The sequence below is a fragment of the Nocardia sp. CC213A genome (genome assembly GCF_030766805.1).
GTDB classification, from domain to species: Bacteria; Actinomycetota; Actinomycetes; order Mycobacteriales; family Mycobacteriaceae; genus Nocardia; species Nocardia otitidiscaviarum.
In genome coordinates this window covers 38,051-64,620 of the sequence record NZ_JASFXA010000007.1, presented here as the reverse complement: position 1 = coordinate 64,620, position 26,570 = coordinate 38,051, and the positions used below count along the sequence as shown (strand labels likewise).

Below are 26,570 nucleotides of genomic sequence, written 5' to 3'. Positions count from 1 at the left end.
TGGCTGTCGAGGTCGCCGAGATATGCGATGGGTCGCGTGTGCCTTGGGCGCTGTGCCCAGACTCCGCGCGGATGCCGCGACCGTGCCGTCGAGGGCACACCGCCCGCGAGCGGGCGGGCCGCACCCCGAGGCTGATCAGAACTGGATCTTGAGGTGGTCGGTGACCGGGCGTGCCTGGCAGCCGAGGATATAGCCGTTGGCGATGTCCTCGGGATCGAGGATCTCCGCGTTCTCCATCTCCACGGTGCCCTCGAGCACGGTGCAGGCGCACGATCCGCATTCGCCCTCGAGGCAGGAGTAGGGCACGTCCAGGCCCTTGGCGAGCATGATGTCCACCAGGGTCTGGCTGCGCGGCCAGTTCATTTCGTGGGTCTCGCCGTCGAGTTCCACCTCCACGCTGGCGGCGTCGGCGGCCTCCTCCGCACTGATCTCGGCGGGGGCGACATCGGCGAACGGATCGCCCGACAGCGAGTTGAAGACCTCCGCGTGGGTGCGGTTGCGCGGCACCCCGAGCTGGGCCAGCGCGTCGTGCACCCGGTCCATGAACGGCTTGGGGCCGCACATGAAGGCGCTGAACTCGGTGTAGGGCCGGGTCAGGGTGGCGAGCGCGTCGGCGGTGGGCAGGCCCTGCAGCTGTTCCAGCCAGTGCACGACCACCAGCCGCTGCGGGTTCTTGTCGGCGAGTTCGCGTAGTTCGTCGGCGAAGATCACATTGTCGTGGTCGCGGTTGGCGTACACCAGCACAACACGCGAATTACCCCGTGCCAGAGCCGATTTCAGGATCGACATGACCGGCGTGATGCCGGATCCGGCGGCGAAGAGCAGCAGGTCCTCGTCGAGGTTCTTGGGCGTGAAAACGCCGGAGGGCGGCAGTACTTCGATCGAGTCGCCCGCTTTCACGTTGTCGCACACCCAGTTCGAGGCGTATCCGTCCGCGGTGCGCTTGACGGTCACCTTGGGCGCGTCGTCGGTGTGCGGTGAACTCGCCAGTGAGTAGCAGCGCGCCACCGACCCGGTGAGGTCGCTGGGAATGCGCAGCGTCAGGAACTGGCCCGGCTGGTAGCTGAAACGTTCGCGCAGTTCGGCGGGAACGTCGAAGACCAGCGAGCAGGAATCGGCCGTCTCCTGGATGACCGCGGAGACCCGCAGCACGGCCGATCGCGAGCTGTGCGGTACGTCGACGGTGGTCATAGTGTCCTCTCGAACCCGGCGCTGTGTGGCCAAACTAGAACGTGTTCTAGTTTCATACTACGTGGCCGTCCCGCTGCCGGACAAGCTGGGCCTCGAGCCCGGCGATCAGCACGTCCATTCCGAAGTCGTAGGAGTACTTCCCACGCAGGTCCGATAAATGCTTGGTGGCCCGTTCCACCGCCTCCGGCAGCGCCCGCTCGTCGTGTAGCGCTGAGCGGTCACGCGGATTCACCCGGCCCCGGCCGAACAGGTAGGTGTGGATGGTCGCATACGCCGAGAGCACGTTGCGATCGCTGAACCCGGCCTCGAACAGGATCTCCATCAGCGCCGCGATGAGATCGAGCTGCTTGCCCAGCATCTGTTCGATCAGCACGTCGCCGAGTCCGGGATGTTTGCGCAGCTTCTCGTCGATCTGGTCGATGAGATCGCGCAGCCGTCGCTGCCACGGCCCGGCGTCGGGCGGCGGCTTGCGCACGCCGGTGAGGGCGGCGGTGGCGACGAGGTCGAGTAGCTCGCGCTTGTCCGCCACGTAGTAGTACGGAGCCATCGGGGACACCCCGAGTTCGCGGGACAGGCGGCGCATGGAGAGCTTCTCCACGCCGTCCTGCCGGACCACCCGAAGGGCGGCCTCGACGATCTCGGACTCCGACAGAGTGTTGCCGCCCCCACTCGACTGCATACGTCCGACTCCCATGCCACCTCGACCATTGCGGGTACGGCGACGGCCGTCCCTACTACCTGCGCTGCTGTTGTTCCACGCAGTCTAGAGCGCGCGCTCGGCCGGTGGTCCCGCCACGTTCCGGTCCGGGCACGGGTCTTCGGGAGCGGCGTGCCGATCCCGTTTGCCGCCTATGTGCTGACCTAGCATCTCAGGAATGCGCCATGATCGACTTCCCGATGGTTTCGGGGTGCGAATCGATCCCAGGGTGCGCACTTACTCCGGTGGACGTTTCCTGGTCGGTGGCTCGCCGACCGGGTTGCTGCGGCTCGCGCCGGAGGCTGCGGCCCGGATCGGCGACGGCTACCTCGAGGTGACCGATCCGCTCTCGGCCCGGGTGGCCAGACGCCTGCTCGATTCCGGTGTCGGCAATCCGCGCCCGCGATTGCTGCCCTCGCCGGAGGACGTCACCGTGATCGTGCCGCTGCACAACGACGCCGCCGGGTTGGAGCGGCTGCTCTCGGCGCTGCGCGGGCATTCGGTGATCGTCGTGGACGACGGCTCGGATCGCCCGGTCCGCATTCCGCCCGCACGCGGCACCCGCCGTCGGGTGACGGTGCTGCGCTCGGATCGCCGCCGCGGCGCCGCCGCCGCGCGCAATCTGGGATTGCGGGCCGCCACAACCGAATTCGTGGCGTTCCTGGAGTCGGACGTGGTGCCGCGCAGCGGCTGGCTGGAGGTCATGCTCGGTCACTTCAGCGATCCCAAGGTGGCCCTGGTCGCCCCGCGCCTGCTGGCCATGGACCCGGACTCCACGGTGCTGGCCCGCTACGAGCACATGCGCGCGTCGCTGGAGCGCGGCCGCCGCGAGTCCGCGGTGCGCTCGCGCGGCCCGGTGCCCTATGTCCCGGGCACCGCACTGCTGGTGCGCCGTGACGCCCTGACCCGCGCGGGCGGATTCGACGAGACCATGACCGCGGGCGCGGATATCGACCTGTGCTGGCGGCTGGAGCGCGCGGGCTGGCGGCTGCGCTACGAGCCCGCCGCGCGCGTGGCGCACGAGTGCCCGGTATCGTTGCGAAAGTGGTTCGCGCACAAGGTCTCCGAAGGTGCCGGCGTGGCGCCGCTGGGGCTGCGCCATCCCGGGATGGCGGCGCCGCTGGCGGTGCCGCTGTGGACCGCGGTGGCCGCCCTGCTGTTCGCCACCCTCACCCGTTCGGGCGTGTTCTGCGGCCTGCTCACCCTGTGCGCCACCCTGGCCCGGCTGCGCCGCGTCTTCGCCGAACTCGACAATCCCACCCGGGTCTCGGCCATCTATCTGGCGCGCGGTTTCTCCGCGGGGCTGTGGCGGCTGGCGTCGGCGCTGTGCCGCCACTACTGGCCCGTCACCGTGCTGAGCATGGTGCTGTCGCGTCGCATTCGCCGCATCGCGGTCACCATGGCGATGGCCGACGGCCTGGCGGACTGGTTCACCCATCGCGAACCGGGCGGCCTGGACCCGGTGCGCTATCTGGCCTGCAAACGTCTGGACGACGTCGCGCACGGCACCGGCCTGTGGTGGGGAGCGGCCCAGGCGCGGTCCGCGGTGGCCCTGCGCCCGACGCTGCCGCCGCACTGAACCGGCGTCCTTCCCGCAACCTCGCGCTGGGGCGTCGGCCACGAAGAATAAACCCGAATTAAAGATAAATAGACACAGCTCACATTTTGCGAGGGTGCTGTCACGGTGTGACCTGCCGGACAAAGAACCTGCTTCCGGGTTGTATGCCTGCCTTCGTCGGTACAGTTTGTGCCCGAAGGGAAAGGCAAATGGTCAGCAACATCGCAGGTGGGAGCCCCTCCCAGCACGGCGCCGAATCGGGCTCACAGCTGGGTGCGCTCGAAGCCTATGCCGCACAGGCCCACGGCTATCTGAGCGTCGGCCCCGAACAGCTGGGTCAGTTGGCGGGTCTGCTGCGTCCGATGGTCCTCGAGTCCTGGCTGCGCAGCCTGCGCGGCGGCGTCGATCCCATGGACGACGGCGACGGGCGCGGCCTGAGAGGCGCTGACCTGCAACGGTATCGGGACAATCATGCCATCGCCGCGGTGATGCCGCTGGTCGACAAGCTGTTGTTGCGCGACGCCACCGGCACCGGTCTCATCGTGGTGGTGGCCGACCAGTTCGGTCGGGTGCTGTCGGTGCACGGCACGCCCGATCGGGTGAGTGCCGCGGCCGAGGCGGGATTGCGCGAGGGCAACGACCTCTCCGAGCGCCGGGTGGGCACCAATGCGGTGGGCCTGGTGGTGCGCACCGGCCGCGCGGCCTGGATCCACGGACCCGAGCACTTCCTGCACCGCATGCACCAGATCACCGGAGCCGCCGCGCCCGTGCACGATCCGGACGGTCGCCTGGTCGGCGTGCTCATGATCGCGGGCGGGGTGCGGGTGGCGCGCCCGGAGATCCTCGCGCTGGTGAAGGCCGCCGCCACGGCGGTCGAAATGGATCTGCTGCTGGCGGCGGTGCGCTCCGGCCGGGATCAGCAGGTGCGCCATCCCGCCGATGCGATGCACCCGCCCGCGCCGGAACGCCTCGGTCTGGATGTGCTCGGGCTCGGGCAGCCGCAGCTGACCGTGGCGGGGGAGCGAGTTCCGTTGTCGCAGCGGCATGCCGAGATCCTGCTGCTGCTCGCCGAGCACACCGAGGGGCTGAGCGCGGACCATCTCGCGCTGTTGCTGGACGACGCCGATCTGGACAACGCCACCATCCGCGCCGCGGTGTCGCGACTGCGTTCGGTGGTGGGTTCCAAGGTCTTCGGCTCGCGTCCCTATCGATTGCTGGTTCCTATCGCCACGGATGTGGAGGCGCTGCGCGCGGCGCTGGATTCCGGTGATGTGGAGGCCGCCGTTCGGCTCTATTCGGGGCCGGTTCTCCCGCGTTCGACCGCCCCGGGAGTCATAGACATTCGCGATGAGTTGCGCGTGCGATTGCGCACCGCCGTGCTGCGTTCCGGGGATACGACCGTGCTCAGCAGATGGACCGCGGGCGCGGAGGGGCGTGACGATGCGGCGGCCTGGGTCGCCTATCGCGCTACCGTTGACCGGGACTCTCCCTTGTATTCGCAGATAGAAGCCAAGATTCGCGTTCTCGATCGGCGTATGGGCGCCGATGCAACGCAGATGCAACGTTTCGGCTCCTAGTCTCCACATCCGAAAGCGCGGTCAGTCACATCTGACGACCGCAGTGTGGCGGCACCCACATTCACGGTGGCCGTCACGTTCTCCCGTGAGCCAACTAGACACTCGTCCAACTTTTTTTCCGGAAAAAGTTCCGTTTTATTCTGTCAACGCCTAGTCTTCGCCATACATGGACCGCATCCATGTGACGCAGGTGACAGTGCGGCCACTTTTGGACAGTGTCCACCAGTGGTCGCGTGAGTTGGAGGAAGAGCTAGAGCAGTAGATCCAGATGCGGGAAGCGCCCGGGCTCCATGTGGTTCGGCCCGCCTCGCACCCGCGTTCCGGCCGCCGATCCGAGGGCAGAGGATCTCTTTCGGTGCGGCCGGGAAGTCCGCAGCAGATCACGCGTGTGGCACCCCGTGGGCGGGGTGGCGCGCATTCGTCGAATTCCCGTGGTGGTTCCGCGGCACGGGCATCGCGCAGACGGTGCTCGGGCCTGATTCGTGCTGCCTGAAAAGCGTTTTGCCGCTTGTTGATTCGTCATATCGAGGAGGCTCTGGTGCAGGGTACGGAGTTGGATGGTGTCGGAGTGGCCCGGCGGGCCGAGCCGGTGGTGACGGATCCCGTGCCGTTCCCGCTGGCTCCGGCGCAGCTGGGCGTCTGGTACGCGCAGCTCCTCGATCCGGAGGTGCCCATCAATGTGGCGCAGTACGTGGACGTCGCCGGCGAGCTGGACCCCGCGCTGCTGAACCAGGTGCTGGTCGGTGCGGCTCGCGAATTCGGTTCCGCCCTGGTGCGTTTCGTGGAGATCGACGGGCAGCCCCAGCAGGTCGTGGACCCTTCGCTGTCGGTGGAACACCAGATCGTCGACCTGCGCGCCGCCGCCGATCCGATCGCCGCCGCCCACGAATGGATGCGCGCCGACGCCACCGCGCCGGTCGATCTGCTCACCGATCGCCTGTTCGCCGGAGCCGTCCTGCGCGTCGCCGATCGGCGCTGGTTCTGGTACATGCGAGCGCACCACATCGTGCTCGACGGTTTCGGCGCGCTCACCAACACCATGCGGGTGGCCGAGCGCTACACCGCGCGCGTGCGCGGCACCGAACCCGGCCCGGCCCGGCCCGGAACGCTGGAATCGCTGGTGGCGGGCGAACTGTCGTATCGCGACAGCGACCGCTTCGCGACCGACCGCGCCTACTGGAGCGAGCGGATCCGCGGGCTGGAGCCCACCACCCTGTCGCGGCGCGTGGCCGCGCCCGCCGCCGGGAACCTCCGGTACGGCCGAGCGCTGCCGCCGCGGCTGACCGAGTCCATGAATTCCCTTGCGGCCACCCATGATTCATCGGCGGCGGTGGTGCTGCTGGCGGCCTTCGCCGCCTACCTGGCACGCCTGACCGACCGCTCGGAGGCCGTGCTGTCCATGCCGGTGACGGCCCGCACCACGGCGGTCATGCGGCGTTCGGCGGGCATGCTGTCGAATATCGTGCCGCTGCGGCTGCCGCTCGACGCCGACGCCACCTGGGCGCAGCTGCTGCACACCACGCGGCTGGAGGTGTCGGGCGCACTGCGGCACCAGCGCTATCGGCTCGAGGATATGCACCGCGACACCGATCGCGACGGCGGATCCGGCGGGCGGACGCTGTACGGGCCGCTGGCCAACATCATGCTGTTCCACGCCGACCTCACCCTCGGCGCCGCCCCCGGCCGGTATCACGTGCTCACCAGCGGTCCGGTGGAGGACCTGAGCATGCAGGTCTACTACGGCGACAGCGACCGGGTGCACCTGGAACTCGAGGCCAATCCGAATCTCTACACGCACGACGAGATCGCCAGACACCACGGCCGTTTCGTCGCGTTCCTGGAGCGGCTGCTCGGGGCCGATCCGCGGACGCCGCTCGGTGCCGTGCCCGTGACCACCGAGCTGGAACGCACGGTGAGCCTGCGTACCTGGAACGACACCGGCCGCCCGGTGGGCCGCGACGCCACGCTGGTCTCCCTGTTCGCCGCGCAGGTGCGGCGGACACCCGACGCCGTGGCACTGCGCTGCCCGGACGCACCGGAGTGCGAGCTCAGCTACGGCGAACTCGACGCACGCGTGAATCGGCTGGCCCGGCATCTGATCTCGCTCGGCGTCGGTCCGGAGTCGCTCGTGGGCCTGCACCTGCGGCGCTCACCCGAACTGGTGATCGCCATGTACGCGATCCAGGCGGCGGGCGGCGCGTACGTACCGCTGGACCCGGATCATCCGGCCGAACGCCTCGGCCACATTCTCGATACCGCGCGGCCGGTGTGCGTGCTCACCCGGACCGCGGACCGGCCCACGGCCCTGGACGCCCCCGTGATCAGCGTGGACACCCTCGAGCTCGACGGCTACCCGAGCGCGCCGCTGACCGATGCCGAGCGCCTCGCGCCGCTGCGGCCCGCGAACACCGCCTACGTCATCTTCACCTCGGGTTCCACCGGCCGCCCCAAGGGGGTGGCGGTGAGCCACCGCTCGATCGTCAACCGGCTGCTCTGGATGCAGACCGGCTATGTGGCGCTGACCGATTCCGACCGCGTCCTGCAGAAGACGCCGTTCACCTTCGACGTCTCGGTACCGGAATTCTTCTGGCCGCTGCAGGTGGGCGCGCGGTTGGTGCTGGCGCGCCCGGACGGCCACACCGATCCCGACTACATCGTGGACCTGATTCGCCGCGAGGGCATCACCTCGGCGCATTTCGTGCCGTCCATGCTGACGGCCTTCGTGACCGCGCTGGAGACGACGGACGCACACGCGGCGTCCGGGGGACGCAACGCAGTTCGAACGTTGCGCCACGTATGGTGCTCGGGCGAGGCGCTGCCGGTGAGTCCGGCACTGCGCGTCGCCGCCTTGACCGGGGCCCGCGTACACAACCTGTACGGCCCCACCGAAGCCGCCGTAGAGGTCACCTGCCACGAGGTGACCGGCGGGGACGCCGAATTCGCGCCGATCGGCGCGCCGGTGTTCAACACCCGGTTGTACGTGCTCGATTCACGTCTGCGACCGGTTCCCGTAGGGGTCCCGGGTGAGCTGTATCTGTCGGGGGTTCAGCTCGCCCGGGGCTACGTGGCGCGCCCCGGCCTGACGGCCGAGCGCTTCGTGGCCGATCCGTTCGCGGCCCCCGGCGAACTCATGTACCGCACCGGCGATCTGGTGTGCTGGAACACCCGCGGCGAGGTGGAGTACCTGGGCCGCACCGACTTCCAGGTGAAGCTGCGTGGGCTGCGCATCGAACTCGGCGAGATCGAGACGGTGTTGGCCGCGGTGGAGCGGGTGGCGCACGCCGTGGTGCTGGTGCGCGACGACCAGCTCGTCGCGTACGTGGTGCCCTCGGCCCCGGGCGCGGTGAGCGAGGAGCGGCTGCGGGCCGCCGCGGCGCGCGCCCTGCCCGCCTATATGGTGCCGACCAGCTACCTGCTGCTGGACGACCTGCCGCTCAACAGTTCCGGCAAATTGGATCGCAAGGCACTGCCCGCGCCGCGCCGCACCGCCGCGGCCTACACCGCCCCCGCTTCCCCGGTCGAGGCGACGGTGGCCCGGGTACTGGGTGAGGTGCTCGGCCACGAGCGGGTCGGACGCGACGACGACTTCTTCGCCCTCGGCGGCAACAGCCTGGTGGCCACGCGGGTGTCGGCGCGGCTGGCCGCCGAGCTCGGCTGCCGGATCGGCCTGCGAGAGCTGTTCAGCGCCACCACCGTCGCGGCGCTGGCCGCCGTGATCGAGCAGCACTTCGTGGATGCCGACGCGGAGGTCGGCGCATCGGTCCCGGTGCCGCGTGCGCGTCCGGAGGTACTGCCGCTGTCCCCGGCGCAGCAGCGCATCTGGTTCCTGAACCGGCTCGACAGCACCGGTGCGGACTACAACATGCCGTTCGTGGTGCGGCTGCGCGGCGACGCTGATATCGCGGCGCTGCGGGCGGCGGTCGCCGATGTGGTGGCCCGGCACGAGGTGCTGCGCACGATCTTCCCGCGCACCGATGACGGCGCATGCCAGCGCGTGCTGTCGGCCGACGCGGTGTCGCCGTTCGTGGACCCCCGCTGGCCGGGCGGCATGGACTGCGGACTCTTCGGTGGCGGTGCGCCGCTCGCGGATTACGCACGGCCGACCCCCGCCGAACCGCTCGGCCACGTACCAGCCGACCAGACCCCCGCCGCGGCTCCCCTTGTGCCGGGCACGGTCGAGGTCCCGGGTGCGGCCGATTCAGTCACGGCTGCGGACGATCTGGTACCGGGCGTGGGCGATCCGGTGGCCGGTGTGGTTGATCCGGTGCGGGATGTGGGTGACAACCCGGTTGCGGGTGGAGCCGATTCGGCGACGTCCCCGGTCGACCAGGTGGCGCGCGTGGTCGCCCCCGTGGCGGGTGCGGCCGGTTCCGCGACGGCCGTGGTCGATTCGGTGGCGGGTGCGGCCGATTCCGCGACGGACGTGGTCGCCCCGGTGGCGGGTGCGCGGGCTGCCGCCGGGGGTGCGATGGGGGCGGATGTCGAGCCGATCAGCGCCGCGGAGCTGGATGCCGAATTGCGTCGCTTCGCGGCCGATGGCTTCGATCTGGAGCATGAGATTCCCTTTCGCGCACGGCTTTTCCTGATCGCCGAGCGGGAGTTGGCATTGGCGGTGGTGCTGCACCACATCGCCGCCGACGGGCTGTCGCTGCCCGTGCTGGCGCGCGATGTGGCCACCGCCTACGCGGCGCGGCGTGCGGGGCACGCGCCGGGCTGGGCTCCGCTGCCGTTGCAGTACGCGGATTACACGCTGTGGCAGCGGGAACGGCTCGGTGACCCCGCCGACGAACACTCACTCGCGGCGCGGCAGCTGCGCTTCTGGACCGAGACCCTGGCGGACGCGCCGGAGCAGCTGGACCTGCCGTCGGATCGGCCGCGTCCCGCGGTGGCGAGCGGAGCCGGAGCCACCTACCTGCTGGAAGTACCTACCGGTCTGCATGTGCGCCTGGCGGAAACCGCTCAGGAACACGGTGTTTCGACCTTCATGCTGCTGCACGCCGCGCTCGCGGTGCTGCTGGCGCGGCTGTCCGGAGGCGACGACATCGTCATCGGCACCCCGGTGGGCGGTCGCGGGGAACGCGAACTCGACGAACTGATCGGCATGTTCGTCAATACGCTGCCACTGCGCACACCGGTCGACGGGCGAATTCCGTTCTCCGCGCTGCTGGACCGGGTGCGCGAAGTCGATCTTGCCGCCTTCGCGCACGCCGATGTGCCGTTCGAGCAGCTGGTCGAGGTGCTGAACCCGGCACGCTCGCGAGCCCGGCATCCGTTGTTCCAGGTGATGCTGTCCTGGACGGGCGCCGGGGGTATCGGTGTCGAACTGCCCGGATTGCTTGCCACGGCGGGTACCCTGGACACCGGAGTGACCAAATTCGATCTTTCGATCGCGGTCACCGAAAGCTTCGCCGGTGCCGGTCCCGGGGAAGGTCCGGCACCGGCGGGGATCCAGGCGGAGTTCACCTTCGCCACGGATCTGTTCGATTCCGCCACCATCGCCGAGTACGCGCGCTATTGGCTGCGCCTGCTCGACACCATCACCCGCACCCCCGGCACCCCGGTGGCCGACCTGCCCCTCCTGGACGCGGACGAAGTTCGCGAACTTCTCCAGCTGGGCGCGGTCGCAGCGGAATTCGCCCCCACCGCCGTACCTCCTGTTCGCGCCGACACGGTCATCTCCGCCTTCGAACGGCAGGCGCGGCTCAGCCCGACCGCCGTCGCCCTCATCGACGGCCCCTGGGTGCTCACCTACGCGGAGATGTCCGCGCAGGTCAACCGGCTTGCCCGGCTCCTCGTTTCACTCGGCGTCGGACCCGACACCCTGGTGGTGCTCGGGATGCGGCGCTCGGCCGAATTCGTGCTGGCGGCCTACGCGGTGCTCACCGCGGGTGGCGCGTACGTGCCGGTCGATCCCGACCAGCCCGCGGCCCGGGTGCGCCGGGTGGTGGAGACCGCGCGACCGATCTGCGTGCTCACCACCTCGGACGACGGTTGGGAGGCCGAGACCGACGTGGCGGTGGTGACCGTGGACACCGCCGGACTGTCCACCTTCGCCGCCGACCCGGTGACCGACCTCGATCGCCGGGCCCCGCTGCGGGCGGCCAACCTGGCCTACGTCATCTTCACCTCCGGCTCCACCGGCACCCCGAAAGGCGTTGCGGTCCAACACGCCTCGGTGGTGAACCAGATCGCCTGGATCACCTCGGAGTACGCCGTCGTCCCCACCGACGTGGTGCTGTTCAAGACCCCCGCCACCTTCGACGTCTCGGTGTGGGAGCTGTTCGCCCCGCTGGTGCGCGGCGCGACCCTGGTGGTCGCCGCCCACGACGGGCATCGGGACACCGCCTATCTGGCGGAGACCATCGCGCTCTACGGGGTCACCATGACCTCGTTCGTTCCCGCCATGCTGGCGGTCTTCGCGCGCTCGGTGTCTCCGGCCGACATCGCGTCGCTGCGAACGGTTCTGGTGGCCGGAGAGGCATTCGATGGCGAGACCGCCGCGGCCTTCGCCCGGGTGAGCGCTGCGGCCCTGCACAATCTGTACGGCCCGACCGAGTTCACGGTGCACGCCACCCACGCCCCCGTCGTCCCGGCCGAATCCGGCCCGGTGCCGATCGGCCGCGCGGTATCCGGCGGCCACGTCTACGTGCTCGACGCCCGCCTGCGGCCGGTGCCCGCACGGGTGGCCGGTGAACTGTACCTGTCCGGCGTGCAGGTGGCGCGCGGCTACCACGGCCGCGCCGACCTCACCGCCGACCGCTTCGTCCCGAACCCGTTCGGCCCGAGCGGATCCCGCATGTATCGCACCGGCGATCTGGTGCGATGGACGCGCGCGGGCGTGCTGGAGTATCTGGGCCGCGGCGACTTCCAGGTGAAGCTGCGCGGCCAGCGCATCGAGCTCGGCGAGATCGAGGCCGCCCTGCTGGCCGCGCCGGAGGTGCGCGCGGCGGCGGTGACCGTGCACCGACACGCCGCCGGCGAACTGCTGGCGGCCTACGTGGTCACCGAACTCGCGGAAGCCGAGGCGGCCGAGGTGCTGAGCGAACGGCTGCGCGCGACCCTGCCCTCCTACATGGTGCCGACCGCGTATACGCGGTTGTCCGAGCTGCCGCTCACCGCCTCCGGCAAACTCGACCGCAAGGCGTTGCCGGAGCCGGAGGTGCGCGCCGCGGCCTACCGTGCCCCGGTGACCCCCGCGCAGCGCGCGGTCGCGGAGATCTTCGCCGAGGTGCTTGGCGCGCGCCGGGTCGGCCTCGATGACGACTTCTTCGCGCTCGGCGGCAATTCGCTGGTCGCCACCCGTATTTCGGCGCGGCTGGCCGAGGCTTTGCACACGGAGGTGCCCGTCCGCCTGCTGTTCGAGCATACGACGGTGGCTCGCCTGGCCGACAGCATCGCCCCCGGCGCTGTGCGCCCGCGGCCCCCGCTGGTGGCGCGCGAGCGGCCGGAGACGGTGCCGCTGTCCTACGCGCAGCAGCGCATCTGGTTCGCGAACCGTTTCGACTCCGCCTCCGTCGCCGACAATCTGGTCGCCGCGCTGCGGCTGGCGGGCGCGCTGGACCCGGACGCGCTGGCGGCCGCCGTGACCGATGTGGTCGCGCGGCACGAGACGCTGCGCACCGTCTACCCGGCGGTGCACGGTATCGGTCGGCAGCGGGTGCTGCCGGTGGCGGCGGCCGTGGGCCTCGCGACGGTGGATATCGACGCGGCCGACCTCGACGACCGGATTCGCGCCCTGGCCGTGGAGCCCTTCGCTGTCGCCGAGCGGGTGCCGCTGCGGCTGACGCTGCTGCGGCTCGGGGAGCGGGACCACGTGCTGGTGATCGCGGTGCACCACATCGCGGCCGACGGCTGGTCGATCGCTCCGCTGACCCGCGATCTCCTGGCCGCGTACGTCGCGCGCCGTGCCGCCGCCACACCGGAGTGGACCCCGCTGCCCGTGCAGTACGCGGACTACACGCTGTGGCAACGCGAGCTGCTCGGCGCCGCCGACGACCCGGAATCGGTCCTGGCCGCTCAGCTCCGCTTCTGGCGCGTCGAACTGGACGGACTGCCCGAGGTACTGGCCCTGCCCACGGACCGGCCGCGCCCGGCCGTGCCGTCGGGGCGGGGAGCCGCGCACCGCTTCACCGTGTCCGCCGACCTGCGCGACCGGCTGCGTCGACTCGCCGAGAGCCAGCGCGCCTCGCTGTTCATGGTGGTGCACGCGGCCTTCGCCGCACTGCTGGCGACGCTGTCGGGCCAGCGCGACATCCCGATCGGCACACCGGTCGCCGGGCGCGGTGACCGTGCCCTGGACGATCTGGTCGGCATGTTCGTCAACACCCTGGTGCTGCGGACCGAGGTGCGTCCGGAGCGCTCCTTCGCGGACCTGCTGGCCGCGGTGCGCGACGCCGACCTGCGGGCCTTCGCCCACGCCGACCTGCCGTTCGAGCGGCTGGTGGAGGAATTGGCCCCCGCCCGGGTGGCGAACCGGCACCCGCTGTTCCAGGTGGCGTTGACCTTCCAGAACCACAGTCTGCCCGCCGGTGCGGTGGCCGATCTGCGCGTGGCTGCGCTGCCGGTGACCACCGGAACCGCCCGATTCGATCTCCAGCTCACCGTGGCCGAACCGGACGCCGACGGACTGGATGTCGAGATCACCTACGCCACCGATCTCTTCGACGCGGCGACCGTCGACATGCTCGCCGGGCGCTTCGAACTGATGCTGGAGACGGTCGCCGCCTACCCCGCGCTGCCGATCGCCGATATCCGCCTCCTCGGCGAAGGGGAGCGGCACTGCCTGTTGTACCGGTGGTCCACCACGGCACCGGGCGTGGCGACGACCGCCACGCTGGCCGACCGTTTCGCCGCCGCGGCGGCGATCGACCCGGAGGCCGTGGCGGTGCGGGCGGATGGTTCGGCCGTCAGCTATGCCGAGTTGGAGGTGCGTTCGAATCGGTTGGCGCGTCGGTTGATCGCCGCGGGTGTGGGGCCGGAGGCTCTGGTGGCGGTGGCGTTGCCGCGCACCGTGGAGTTGGTGGTGGCGTTGTTGGCGGTGGTGAAGGCGGGTGGTGGTTATCTGCCCATCGATCCGAATTATCCGGCTGATCGCATCGAGTATGTCGTGGATGACGCGCGGCCGGTGTGTGCGCTGACCAGCGGTGGTGCGGATCTGCCCGCGGGTTGGTTCGGGGGTCCGGTGATCGATCTGGATACGGTGGATCTCGACGGCTACTCGGCGTCCCCGGTGACCGACGCCGACCGGCGCGCCCCGCTCGATCCCGCCAACGCCGCCTATGTCATCTACACCTCCGGCTCCACCGGCCGACCCAAGGGCGTGGTGATCCCGCACGCGAATGTGATTCGCCTGCTGGACAATACGCACCGCCACTACGGTTTCGGGCCGTCGGATGTGTGGGTGATGTTCCACTCCTACGCGTTCGATTTCTCGGTGTGGGAGTTGTGGGGTGCGTTGCTCTACGGCGGCAGCATCGTGCTGGTCGACTATTTCACCTCGCGGTCGCCGCGGCAGTTCCGGCAGCTGTTGGCGGCGGAGCGGGTGACGGTGCTCAATCAGACGCCCTCCGCGTTCTATCAGCTGATCGCGGCCGAAGCCGAGGCTGATGATGGGGAGGCCGATGACGAGTTGTCGCTGCGGTATGTGATCTTCGGTGGTGAGGCGTTGGAGCCGCAGCGGTTGCGGGAGTGGTTCGTCCGGCATCCGCAGTCGCCGGTGTTGGTGAATATGTACGGCATCACCGAGACCACGGTGCACGCCTCCTACCGGCTCATCACACCGGAGACGGGGTCCGCCAGCGTGATCGGCGGTGCGCTACCGGGCCTGGCCATGCGCCTGCTGGATGCGCGCCTGCGTCCGGTGCCGATCGGCGTTCCCGGCGAGATCTACGTCTCCGGTGGTCAAGTGGCGCGCGGCTACCTCGGCCGCCCCGCGCTCACCGCGGCACGCTTCGTGGCCGATCCCTACGGTGAGCCCGGCGCGCTGGCCTACCGCTCCGGGGATCTGGCCCGCTGGACCGCCGCCGGGGAACTGGAGTACCTCGGTCGTGCCGACCAGCAGGTGAACCTGCGCGGCTTCCGCATTGAACTCGGTGAGATCGAGGCGGCGCTGCTGGCCGAACCCGGTGTCCGGGAGGCGGCGGTGGTGGTGCGGCGTGACGAGGGTGTGGACGAGGCCCGCATCGTCGGCTACGTGGTGGTCGATGACGCGGTCGATCCTGCGCGGCTGCGGGAGACGGCGGCGCGGCGGCTGCCCGAGTACATGGTTCCGGCCGCCGTGGTCGCGGTGGAGCGTATTCCGTTGACCGTCAACGGCAAACTCGATCGCGCCGCCCTGCCCGCGCCGGTGTTCGAGACCACCGGCTACCGGCGTCCCACCGGTGTCGCCGAGGAGATCGTGGCGGGCGTGTTCGCCGAACTGCTCGGCCTGGAGCGGGTCGGCGCGGCCGACGACTTCTTCGCCCTGGGCGGCAGTTCGCTGCTGGCCGCGCAGGCGGTGGCGCGCATCGGCGCGGCGCTGGACGCCGATCTGGCGGTGCGCGCGGTCTTCGAACATCCCGGCGTCGCCGACCTCGCGGCCTACGCGGAGGCGAATTCCGGTGTCGGCGAACGTATTCCGCTGGAGTCCCGGCCGCGCCCCGATCGGCTGCCGCTGTCGTACGCGCAGCAGCGCATGTGGTTCCGCAATCGCTTCGACGCCGCTTCGGCCGCCGACAATATTCCGCTGGTCATCCGGCTCACGGGCGCACTCGACGTCGAATCGCTGGCGACCGCGCTCGGCGATGTGATCGAGCGGCACGAGGCGTTGCGCACCGTCTATCCGGACGGTCCGGACGGGCCGCAGCAGCGGATTCTTCCCGCGGCACCGTGCGCGCTGCCGGCACTCACCGTGCCGGAGGCCGACATCGTCACCGTGCCGGAGGCCGACATCGTCACCGTGCCGGAGGCCGACATCGTCACCGTGCCGGAGGCCGACATCGCCGCGCGTATCACGGAATTCGTATCGAGCGGCTTCGACCTGACCCGCGAGGCCCCGGTGCGCGCCGCACTGCTACGGCTCGACACCGCCCCGGAAACGCACGTGCTCGCGCTGGTGTTGCACCACATCAGCGCCGACGGCTTCTCGCTCGGCCCACTGGCCGCGGATCTCATGACCGCCTACGCCGCTCGCCGCTCGGGCGCTGCCCCGGCCTGGCTGCCGCTGCCGGTCCAGTACGCGGATTACACCCTGTGGCAGACGGAATCGCTCGGTTCCACCGCCGATCCGGAGTCGGTGCTGTCGCGCCAGCTCGCCTACTGGCGCACCCGCCTGGCGGGGCTGCCGGAACATCTGGACCTGCCGACCGACCGGCCGCGCCCGGCCGTCGCCACCGAGCGCGGCGGCACCCATCGGTCGTATATCGACTCGCATCTGCACAGCGGTGTGGCCGAGCTGGCCCGCAAGCACGACGCGACCCTGTTCAGCACCGTGCACGCGGCACTGGCGGTGCTGCTCGCGCGGCTGTCCGGCACCGCCGACATCGCCATCGGCACGCCCGTGGCGGGGCGGGGTGAACGCGCGCTCGACGGGCTGGTCGGCATGTTCGTCAATACCCTGGTGCTGCGCACCGAGGTCGACCCGCGCTCGAGTTTCGACGCACTGCTCGGCCGGGTGCGCGAAACCGATATCGCGGCCCTCTCGCACGCCGATGTGCCGTTCGAGCGGTTGGTGGAGGAGTTGGCCCCGGCGCGGGCGCGCAACCGGCATCCGCTGTTCCAGGTGGCCCTGACCTTCCAGAACTTCGCACTGCCCACCCTGGAACTGCCCGGCCTGACCGTACGTGCCGAGGACGCCGACACCGGCACCGCCAAGTTCGACCTCCAGTTCACCGTCACCGAGCAGCTCGACGCCGACGGCCGCGCCGGTGGCATGACCGTCGAGATCACCTACGCCCGTGACCTTTTCGATGCCGACAGCATCGCCGTACTGGCCCGCCGCTTCGAACAGGTGCTGGCCGCGGTGGCGGCCGATCGCACCGTGGTGGTCGGCGACATCCAGTTGCTCAGCGCCGAGGAGCAGCGGCGCGCCCTACACGAATGGTCCTGCACCGGAGCCGATATCGCCGCCGGTGACACCATCGCGGACCGTTTCGCGCGCGCCGCGGCGATCGATCCGGCCGCCGTGGCGGTGCGGGCCGGAGCGGAGCGGCTCACCTTCGCCGAGTTGGAGGTGCGTTCGAATCGGTTGGCGCGTCGGTTGATCGCCGCGGGTGTGGGGCCGGAGGCTCTGGTGGCGGTGGCGTTGCCGCGCACCGTGGAGTTGGTGGTGGCGTTGTTGGCGGTGGTGAAGGCGGGTGGTGGTTATCTGCCCATCGATCCGAATTATCCGGCTGATCGCATCGAGTATGTCGTGGATGACGCGCGGCCGGTGTGTGCGCTGACCAGCGGTGGTGCGGATCTGCCCGCGGGTTGGTTCGGGGGTCCGGTGATCGATCTGGATACGGTGGATCTCGACGGCTACGCCGATACCCCGGTGATCGACGCCGACCGGCGCGCCCCGCTCGATCCCGCCAACGCCGCCTATGTCATCTACACCTCCGGCTCCACCGGCCGACCCAAGGGCGTGGTGATCCCGCACGCGAATGTGATTCGCCTGCTGGACAATACGCACCGCCACTACGGTTTCGGGCCGTCGGATGTGTGGGTGATGTTCCACTCCTATGCGTTCGATTTCTCGGTGTGGGAGTTGTGGGGTGCGTTGCTCTACGGCGGCAGCATCGTGCTGGTCGACTATTTCACCTCGCGGTCGCCGCGGCAGTTCCGGCAGCTGTTGGCGGCGGAGCGGGTGACGGTGCTCAATCAGACGCCGACCGCGTTCTATCAGCTGATCGCCGCGGATGCGGAGGCGGATGACGATCTCGCGTTGCGGTATGTGATCTTCGGTGGTGAGGCGTTGGAGCCGCAGCGGTTGCGGGAGTGGTTCGTCCGGCATCCGCAGTCGCCGGTGTTGGTGAATATGTACGGCATCACCGAGACCACGGTGCACGCCTCCTACTGGCCCATTCCGGTCGATACCGGCAGCGCCAGCGTGATCGGCAGCGCCCTGCCGGGCCTGGCCATGCGCCTGCTGGATGCACGGCTGCTGCCGGTGCCGGTCGGCGTACCGGGCGAGATCTACGTCTCCGGCGGGCAACTCGCACGCGGCTATCTGAATCGGTTCGGACTCACCGCCGCCCGCTTCGTGGCCGATCCCTACGGTGAGCCCGGCGCGCTGGCCTACCGCTCCGGGGACCTGGCCCGCTGGACCGCCGCCGGCGATATCGAGTACCTCGGTCGTGCCGACCAGCAGGTGAACCTGCGCGGCTTCCGCATCGAACTGGGCGAGATCGAGGCGGCGCTGCTGGCCGAACCCGGTGTCCGGGAGGCGGCGGTGGTGGTGCGGCGTGACGAGGGTGTGGACGAGGCCCGCATCGTCGGCTACGTCGTGCCCGCGGGCGAGGGCGAGCCCGAGGTGCCCGCGTTGCGGCAGGCCGTCGCCCGACGGCTGCCCGAACACATGATCCCCGCCGCCCTGGTCGCGGTGGAGCGTATTCCGTTGACCGTCAACGGCAAGCTGGACAAGGCGGCGCTGCCCGCACCGGTCTTCGAATCCCGCACCTACCGCAAGCCCGCCACCTTCGCCGAGGAGATCGTCGCGGGCGTGTTCGCGGACCTGATGGGTGTGGACCAGGTGGGCGCGGACGACGACTTCTTCGCCCTGGGCGGCAGCTCCCTGTTGGCCGCGAAAGCGGTGGCGCGCATCGGCGGCATTCTCGACGCTACCGTCGGGGTGCGGATGCTGTTCGAGTTCCCCCGGGTGGCGGAGTTGGCCGCCCGCATCGGCACCGATGCCGCATCGGCCCCGCGGCCGGTGCTGGGGGCGGGCGTCCGGCCGGAACGGCTGCCGCTCTCGCCCGCACAGCAGCGCATGTGGTTCCTGAACCGCTTCGACCGCACCTCCACCGCCTACAACATTCCACTGGCACTGCGGCTTTCGGGGGAACTCGACGTCGAGGCATTGGCGGCGGCCCTCGGTGACGTGATCGAACGGCACGAGTCGCTGCGCACGGTCTACCCGGAGACGGCGGACGGGGCCGCCCAGCTGATCCTGCCCACCGACCGGGCCGTGCCGAGCCTCGCTGTCGAGACGGTCACCGAAGCCGAACTGCCCCGGCGGATCCGGGAAGTCGCGGACACCGCCTTCGACGTCACCGCCGACGTGCCGGTCCGGGTCCGACTCTTCCGCGTCGTGGCCCCCGACTGCGTGGCCCCCGACTGCGTGGCTGCCGATCGCGTGGCTGCCGATCGCGTGGCTGCCGATCGCGTGGCTGCCGATCGCGTGGCTGCCGATCGCGTGGCCCCCGACCGCGTGGCCCCCGACCACGCTGCCACCGACCACGTATTCGCCGGTGTGCTGCACCATATCGCGGCCGACGGCTCATCGCTGGTGCCATTCGTGCGGGATCTCATGGTGGCCTACGCGGCCCGCCTGGACCGACGCGCCCCGGCCTGGACGCCGCTGACCATCCAGTACGCCGACTACGCGCTGTGGCAGCACGCGTTGCTCGGCTCGGAGCGCGACACCGGCTCGCTGGCCGCGCGGCAGCTGGCCTACTGGCGGGAGACCCTGGCCGGGCTGCCCGACCAGCTGGATCTGCCCGCCGACCATCCCCGCCCGGCTCGGCAGAGCCTGCGTGGCAAGCGGATTCACCGCACCGTGGACGCCGACCTGCACGCCCGCCTCATCGCGGTGGGCCGGGAACGGGGCGCGACCCTGTTCATGGTGGTGCACGCCGCCTTCGCCGCACTGCTGGCCCGGCTCTCGGGCGGCTCCGACATCGCCGTCGGCACCCCCATAGCCGGGCGCGGCGACAGCGCGCTGGACGACGTGATCGGCATGTTCGTCAACACCCTGGTGCTGCGCACCGGCATCGACCCCGCCGCGCCCTTCACCGAGCTGCTGACCCGGGTGCGCGCCGCCGATATCGCCGCCTTCTCCCACGCCGACGTGCCGTTCGAGCGGCTGGTGGAGGTGCTCAATCCGGAACGCTCCACCGCGCGGCATCCGCTGTTCCAGGTCGGCCTGTCCTTCCAGAACCACGAGCGGGCCGCCTTGCGCCTGCCCGGCCTGACCGTATCCGAGATCGAATTCGACAACGACATAGCGCAATTCGATCTGCACCTGTTCGCCGTCGACGACTACGACGAGGCCGGAAAGCCCGCCGGTATGGCGATGACCCTCGGCTACGCCACCGACCTGTTCACCGCGGACACCGCCCGTCGCATGGTGGACGCGCTCATCCGGATGCTGGCGGCCATCGCGGCCGCACCGGATACCGCCGTCGGCGACATCGACCTGCTCGGCCCGGAACTGCGGCAGCGGATGCTGCGGGACTGGAACGACACCGCGCACCCGGTGCCCGCGACCACGCTCGCCGCGCTGGTCGACGGTCAGGTCGCGCGTACCCCGGGCGCGGTCGCGCTGTTGGACGCCGACGGTAGCTCGCTCGACTACGCCGCATTCGACGCACGCGTGAACCGGCTGGCCCGCCACCTCATCGCCCGCGGCGTCGCACCCGAGCGCACCGTCGCGTTGGCCATGCGGCGCGGCATCGACCTGGTGGTCGCCATGTACGCGGTGGTCAAGGCCGGTGGCGCGTACGTGCCGATCGACCCCGACCACCCGGGCGACCGCATCGCACACATCATCGACACCGCCGCACCGGTGTGCGTACTCACCACGGCCGCCGACGGGCTGCCCTTCGGCACGGATATCCCGGTGCACGAGGTCGATACGCTCGACCTCACCGCGCTGTCACCCGCACCGATCCGCGACGACGAGCGGGTGCGCCCGCTGCGCGCGCACAACCCGGCCTACGTCATCTTCACCTCCGGCTCCACCGGCAAGCCCAAGGGCGTCACCGTCTCGCACGCGGCCATCGCCAACCAATTGCACTGGCTGGGGCTTACTTTCGACCTCGGTCCCGGCGATCGGGCGCTGCTCAAGACGCCCGCCACCTTCGATCTGTCGGTGTGGGAGTTCTGGTCGCCGCTGGTCACCGGCGGCAGCCTGGTGGTGACCGCGCCCGGCGACGAACGCGACCCGGACCGTCTGCGCGCGCTGATCGAACGGCACGGCGTCACGGTGCTGCACCCGGTGCCGTCGCTGCTCGCCATGCTGCTGGCGGGCGGACCGCTGCCCGCTCCGGTGCGCGCCGTGCTCACCATCGGCGAGACCCTGCCCGCCGCCACCGCTGCCGAGTTCCTGGCGAAGTCCGGCGGCGCACGGCTGTTCAACCTGTACGGCCCGACCGAGGCGGCGGTCTCCGTCACCGCGCACGAGGTCCGCGAGGCGACCGCGCAGCGCGTGCCGATCGGCGGACCGGCGTGGAACAGCCGCGGATACGTGCTCGACGGTCGGCTGCGGCCGGTTCCGGTGGGGGTACCCGGCGAGCTGTACCTCGCGGGCGATCAGCTGGCCCGCGGCTACCACGGCTGGCCCGCCCGCACCGCCGACCGCTTCGTCGCCGACCCGTTCTCCGGCGGCCGCATGTACCGCACCGGCGATATCGTGCGCTGGCGCGCCGACGGCGAACTGGAGTACCTGGACCGCGCCGACTTCCAGGTGAAGATCGGCGGCCACCGCATCGAACTCGGTGAGGTGGAGACGGTGCTGCGCCGCTGCGACGGGGTGAGCGCCGCCGTGGCGGTGGCCCGCCCGGCCGGGGCCGGACAGCGGCTCATCGCCTATGCGGCCGTGCCGCAGTCGAATCCGGAGCGGCGCGAGGAGATCGCCGGTGCGCTGCGGACGGCCCTCGTCGGTGCGCTGCCCGGCTATATGGTCCCGGCCGCCGTGGTCGTGCTGGACGGCCTGCCGCTCAATGCCAATGGCAAGGTCGACCGGGCCGCGCTGCCCGATCCGGTGCTGCCGGAAGCGACGCACCGCGACCCGGCGACCGTCTCCGAGAAACTGGTGGCCGCCGCCTTCGCGGAGGTGATCGAGACCGACGCACGGATCGGAGCGGACACCGACTTCTTCGCCCTGGGCGGCAATTCGCTCATGGCGACGCGGCTGGCCGCCCGCCTCGGCGAGGACCTGGGCGTGCGGGTGCCGGTGGCCGCGGTCTTCGAGACGCCGACGGTCGGCGGCCTCGCCGAACGGCTGACCACCGCCGAGCCGGGTGCGGCGCGGCCGCTGCCGACGCGGCGCGTCGGGACCGATCCCGCGCCGCTCTCCCTCGCCCAGCAGCGGATGTGGGTGCTCAACCGTTTGCAGCCGAACGCCGCGGCCTACAACGTGCCCGTCGCCATCCGGCTGACCGGAACGCTGGACGGGCGAGCGCTGACCGCCGCCGTGCGGGATGTGCTGGGCCGCCACGAGATTCTGCGCACTCGCTATCCGGAGATCGACGGTGTACCGGTGCAGGAGGTGCTCGCCGTGGCCGACGTCGAGATCGATCTCACGCCGATCCCATTGCCGCACAACGAGCTCGACGCGCGGCTGGCCGAATTCGTCGGTGCGGGCTTCGATGTCACCGCGGCCGCGCCGGTGCGGGCTCGCCTGTGGCGGACCGCGCCGACCGAACACGTGCTCGTCGTGGTCCTGCACCACATCAGCGCGGACGGCTACTCGGTCGCTCCCATGACCCGCGACCTGGTGCTCGCCTACACCGCGCGTCTGGACGACGCGGCTCCCGCCTGGGAGCCGCTGGCCATCCAGTACGGCGACTTCAGCGCCTGGCAGCGGGAACTGCTCGGCTCGGACACCGACCCCGACAGCCTGCTGTCCCGACAGCTGGCCTACTGGACCGCCGAATTGGCCGGTGTGCCGGAACAATTGCCGCTGCCCACTGATCGCCCCCGCCCGGCGCGACGCGAGATGCGCGGCGACGCGCTCGAGGTCGAGGCCGGTACGGATCTCACCGCCCGCCTGGCACTCGTGGCGCGCGATCACGGCACGACCCTGTTCGGTGTGGTGCACACCGCCTTCGTGGTGCTGCTGTCGAAGCTGTCCGGGGTGCGCGACATCGCCATCGGCGCACCGGTCGCGGGTCGCGGGGAACGGGCCCTCGATGACCTCATCGGCATGTTCGTCAACACGGTCGTGCTGCGCACCGAGGTGGACGCCGCGCTGCCGGTGCGCGAACTGCTGCGGCAGGTTCGTGACCGCGATCTCGCGGCGCTCGCCCATGCCGATGTGCCGTTCGAGCGCGTGGTGGAGGCCATGGGCCGCACCCGGTCCAGCTCGTACTCGCCGCTGTTCCAGGTGATGCTGACCTTCCAGAACATGCCCACCGGCAAAGTTGCCCTGCCCGGTGTGGAGGTGGAGGTGCTGGAACCCGAACTCGGCGAGACCAAATTCGACCTGCATCTCACCGGGATGGAGCGCTACGACGAGCGTGGCCGGGTGACCGGGTTGCGGTTGCGGTTCGCCTACGCCACCGACATCTTCGACGCCGCCACCGTCCGGCTCCTCGCCGACCGGCTGCTGCTGGTGCTGCGGGCCATCGCCGACGATCCCGCCACCCCGGTGCGGGCCGTCGACATCCGCACCGCGGCGGAGCGTGGTATCCGTCCTGCGCCGGGGCGCGATATCCGCACTGCGGCGGAGCGCGATATCCGCGCAGCGCCGGAGCGGACCCGCCGCGCCTCGAATACCACCGCCGCCATGGCCGATTCGGCGGCGGTCGGGCACGCGGAGTTTCCGGCGGAGCTCCCGGAGCTCGTCGCGGCCGCCGCCGCCCGCACGCCCGATGCCATCGCGCTCGCCCACGGCGAGCACCGCATCACCTACCACGCCCTGGACACCAAGATCGCCGCCGTGGTCCACGCCATGGGCGCGGCGGCGAAGCCGGAGGCGGTGGTGCAGGTCGCCCTCGCCGGACTGGCACCCGGCATCGTGGCCGCCCTCGGTGCGGGCGGCCTCACCGAGGCCCTGCACACCCTCGCGGGGGATGCGCGCGGTCTGGTCCTTCGCTCGGCAAGTCCGCCAGCGGTCGCGTCAGGCCTGGAGGCGGCAGCCCGCGTAACCACGCATGGCCCCGCGAGCGCCGAGATCGATGGCGCTGGGATCGATGGCGCTGGGATCGATGGCGCTGAGATTGATACGGAAGGAAACGTCTGATGCAACACGCGGAGTCGGTAGCCCTCACCCGGTTCGGCAGTCATGCGGCGCTGCGCAGCGCCTACGGCACGGCGGACCTACCGAATCTCATCGAAACCGTGGCCGCGCTCGAACCCGAGCGCGTCGCCCTGCGGCACGGCGACACCACCGTCACCTACGCGGCCCTGGCCGCCGAGGTCGGGGTGCTCGCCGAGGCCATGGGCGGTGCGCTCGAACCCGACGCCCTGGTCCAGGTGGTGGTCTCCGGTCAGCTACCCGGCCTGCTGGAGGGCGCGGAAGGCGCGCTGGCCGCCGTGCTGGAGGACCTGCTCGCCGACGCCGTCGACGCGGCCGCCGGGGTGCTGGTCCCGAACCTCGCCCCCGTCGAAACGCTGGTCACCCTGTTCGAGGAACAGGTGGAACGCACCCCCGACGCGGTGGCGCTGCGCTGCGGCGACCAGAGTCTCACCTACGGCGAATTCGCCGCGCGCGTGCACAAGCTCGCACGGCGGCTGGTGGACTACGGCGTCGGCCCCGATGTGCTGGTGGGTCTGTCGGCCCGCCGCTCCTTCGAGCTGCTGATCGGTATGTACGCCATTCTCGAGGCGGGCGGCGCGTATGTGCCGATCGATCCGGAGCATCCCGCCGACCGCATCGCCTACGTGCTGGATGTCGCGGCCCCCGCGCTGGTGCTCACCACCACCGGCGACCGGCCCGATCTGGACGCGGACGTGCCGGTGTTGTGCATCGACGAATTCGAGCGCGCCGCCGAGGACGGCGAACCCGACACCAGCGCGCCCGGCGCGGACCCCTACCTATCGCAGCCGGTAGGAAACAACACCGCGTACGTCATCTTCACCTCCGGCTCCACCGGCCGACCCAAGGGCGTGGCGGTGTCGCACCGCGCCATCGTCGCCAATCTCCGCTGGCGGCAACGGCTCTACCGGCTCGACGCCAGCGATGTGGTGCTCCAGAAGACGCCCTTCACCTTCGACGTGTCGGTATGGGAGTTCTTCTGGCCGTTGCAGACCGGTGCGACGCTGGTGATCGCGGCGCCCGACGGTCACCGCGACCCCGCCTATCTGCTGCGCGCCATCGCCGAGTACGGCGTCACCATCGCGCATTTCGTCCCGTCCATGCTGGCGGTCTTCGTTGCCGGGGCGGCGGCCGCGCTGGACCGCGGCGAGTCGGGCGTGGCCGATTCGCTGCGCGCCGTCTTCGCCTCCGGTGAGGCGCTGCCCGCCGCTACCGCCGCCGCCTTCCGCGATGTGAGCGGCGCCTGCCTGCACAATCTGTACGGGCCCACCGAGGCGGCCGTGGACGTCACCGCCCACGAGGTCACCGCCGCCGATATCGATACGGTGCCGATCGGCTCCGCCGCCGACGACACCGAATTGCTGGTGCTGGACGACGATCTGCGCCCGGTGCCGACCGGAGTGGTCGGCGAACTGTATCTCGCGGGTGTGCAGCTGGCCCGCGGCTATGTGGCGCGGCCCGGCCTGACCGCGGAGCGGTTCGTGGCCAATCCCGAGGGCGCGCCGGGGGATCGGATGTACCGCACCGGAGATCTGGTGCGCTGGACACCCTCGGTGGACGGCGGTCCGGTCGAACTGGAATATCTGGGCCGCAGCGATCTCCAGGTGAAGCTGCGCGGCCTGCGCGTCGAACTCGGCGAGGTCGAGGCCGCCCTGCTGCGCCACGCCGCGGTGGCGCAGGCGGCGGTGGTCCTGCACCGGCACGGCACCGGAGACCATCTGGTCGGCTATGTGGTCGGCGAGCCCGGTCTGGACCCCGCGGCGGTGCTCGCGTCGACCCGCGAACTGCTGCCGGAGTACATGGTGCCGTCGCTGCTGACGGTGCTCGACGACATGCCGGTGAACGCCAACGGCAAGTTGGACCGCCGCGCCCTGCCGGAACCGGTGTTCACCGACAGCGCCACCGCGTACCGCGAGCCGGAGACGGCCGCCGAACTCACCGTGGCCGCGATCTTCGCCGATCTGCTCGGGGTCGAGCAGGTCGGTGCGGACGACGACTTCTTCGCCCTGGGCGGCAATTCGCTGATCGCCACCCGGGCCATCGCCCGCACCGCCGAGGCGCTGGGCATCGCCCTGGATGTGCGCGACTTCTTCGACCGTCCCACGGTGGCGGCGTTGGCCGCGCTCGCCGACACGGCCGCTCCGGCCGCGGCTCCACCCGCCCTGGTGGCGCGACCGCGACCCGATCTGGTGCCGCTGTCGCCCGCGCAGCAGCGCATGTGGTTCCTCAACCGTCTCGCGCACACCGAATCCGCCAGCACCGCAGACGGTTTCGATGCGGCGGCGGTCGACAACATCGTGGTGGCGCTGCGCCTGCGGGGCGAACTCGACACGGCGGCACTGCGCGCCGCCGTCGCCGATCTGGTCGCGCGCCACGAGATCCTGCGCACCT

At 70.7% G+C, this 26,570-nt stretch carries 6 protein-coding genes (1 of these 6 cut by a window edge); 4 read left to right on the top strand and 2 right to left on the bottom strand.

What is annotated here, in order from left to right; translation table 11 throughout:
* Positions 1 to 135 precede the first annotated feature (135 nt).
* Together QJS31_RS14600 and mftR2 are read right to left on the bottom strand one after the other, a co-directional pair.
* On the bottom strand, positions 136 to 1,191 hold the full coding sequence (locus tag QJS31_RS14600) for a ferredoxin--NADP reductase (protein ID WP_306356947.1): 1,056 nt from the start codon (positions 1,189 to 1,191) through the stop codon (positions 136 to 138).
* Between the two features lie 52 nt (positions 1,192 to 1,243).
* A complete protein-coding gene (gene mftR2, locus QJS31_RS14595) occupies positions 1,244 to 1,870 on the bottom strand; it encodes a mycofactocin system transcriptional regulator MftR2 (RefSeq protein WP_282778387.1) in 627 nt (208 codons plus the stop codon).
* 196 nt (positions 1,871 to 2,066) lie between these two features.
* Between mftR2 and mftF the strand changes: the two genes are divergently transcribed.
* The 4 genes from mftF to QJS31_RS14575 form a co-directional block, all read left to right on the top strand.
* The gene (mftF, locus tag QJS31_RS14590) at positions 2,067 to 3,467 is read left to right on the top strand and encodes a mycofactocin biosynthesis glycosyltransferase MftF (RefSeq protein ID WP_306356946.1); all 1,401 of its coding nucleotides are present in this window, start codon (positions 2,067 to 2,069) and stop codon (positions 3,465 to 3,467) included.
* A gap of 188 nt (positions 3,468 to 3,655) precedes the next feature.
* Positions 3,656 to 5,023 (top strand): GAF domain-containing protein, encoded by a 1,368-nt coding sequence (locus tag QJS31_RS14585; protein WP_282778391.1) that lies wholly within the window; start codon positions 3,656 to 3,658, stop codon positions 5,021 to 5,023.
* A gap of 538 nt (positions 5,024 to 5,561) precedes the next feature.
* The gene (locus QJS31_RS14580; protein WP_306356945.1) at positions 5,562 to 24,164 is read left to right on the top strand and encodes a non-ribosomal peptide synthase/polyketide synthase; all 18,603 of its coding nucleotides are present in this window, start codon (positions 5,562 to 5,564) and stop codon (positions 24,162 to 24,164) included.
* Positions 24,164 to 26,570 carry the beginning of a non-ribosomal peptide synthase/polyketide synthase gene (locus tag QJS31_RS14575; protein ID WP_306356944.1) on the top strand. 23,648 nt of this gene lie beyond the right edge of the window, so 2,407 of the gene's 26,055 nt are visible here — the first part of the coding sequence; its start codon is at positions 24,164 to 24,166; its stop codon lies beyond the right edge, outside the window. Before QJS31_RS14580 ends, QJS31_RS14575 begins: the two co-directional genes overlap by 1 nt.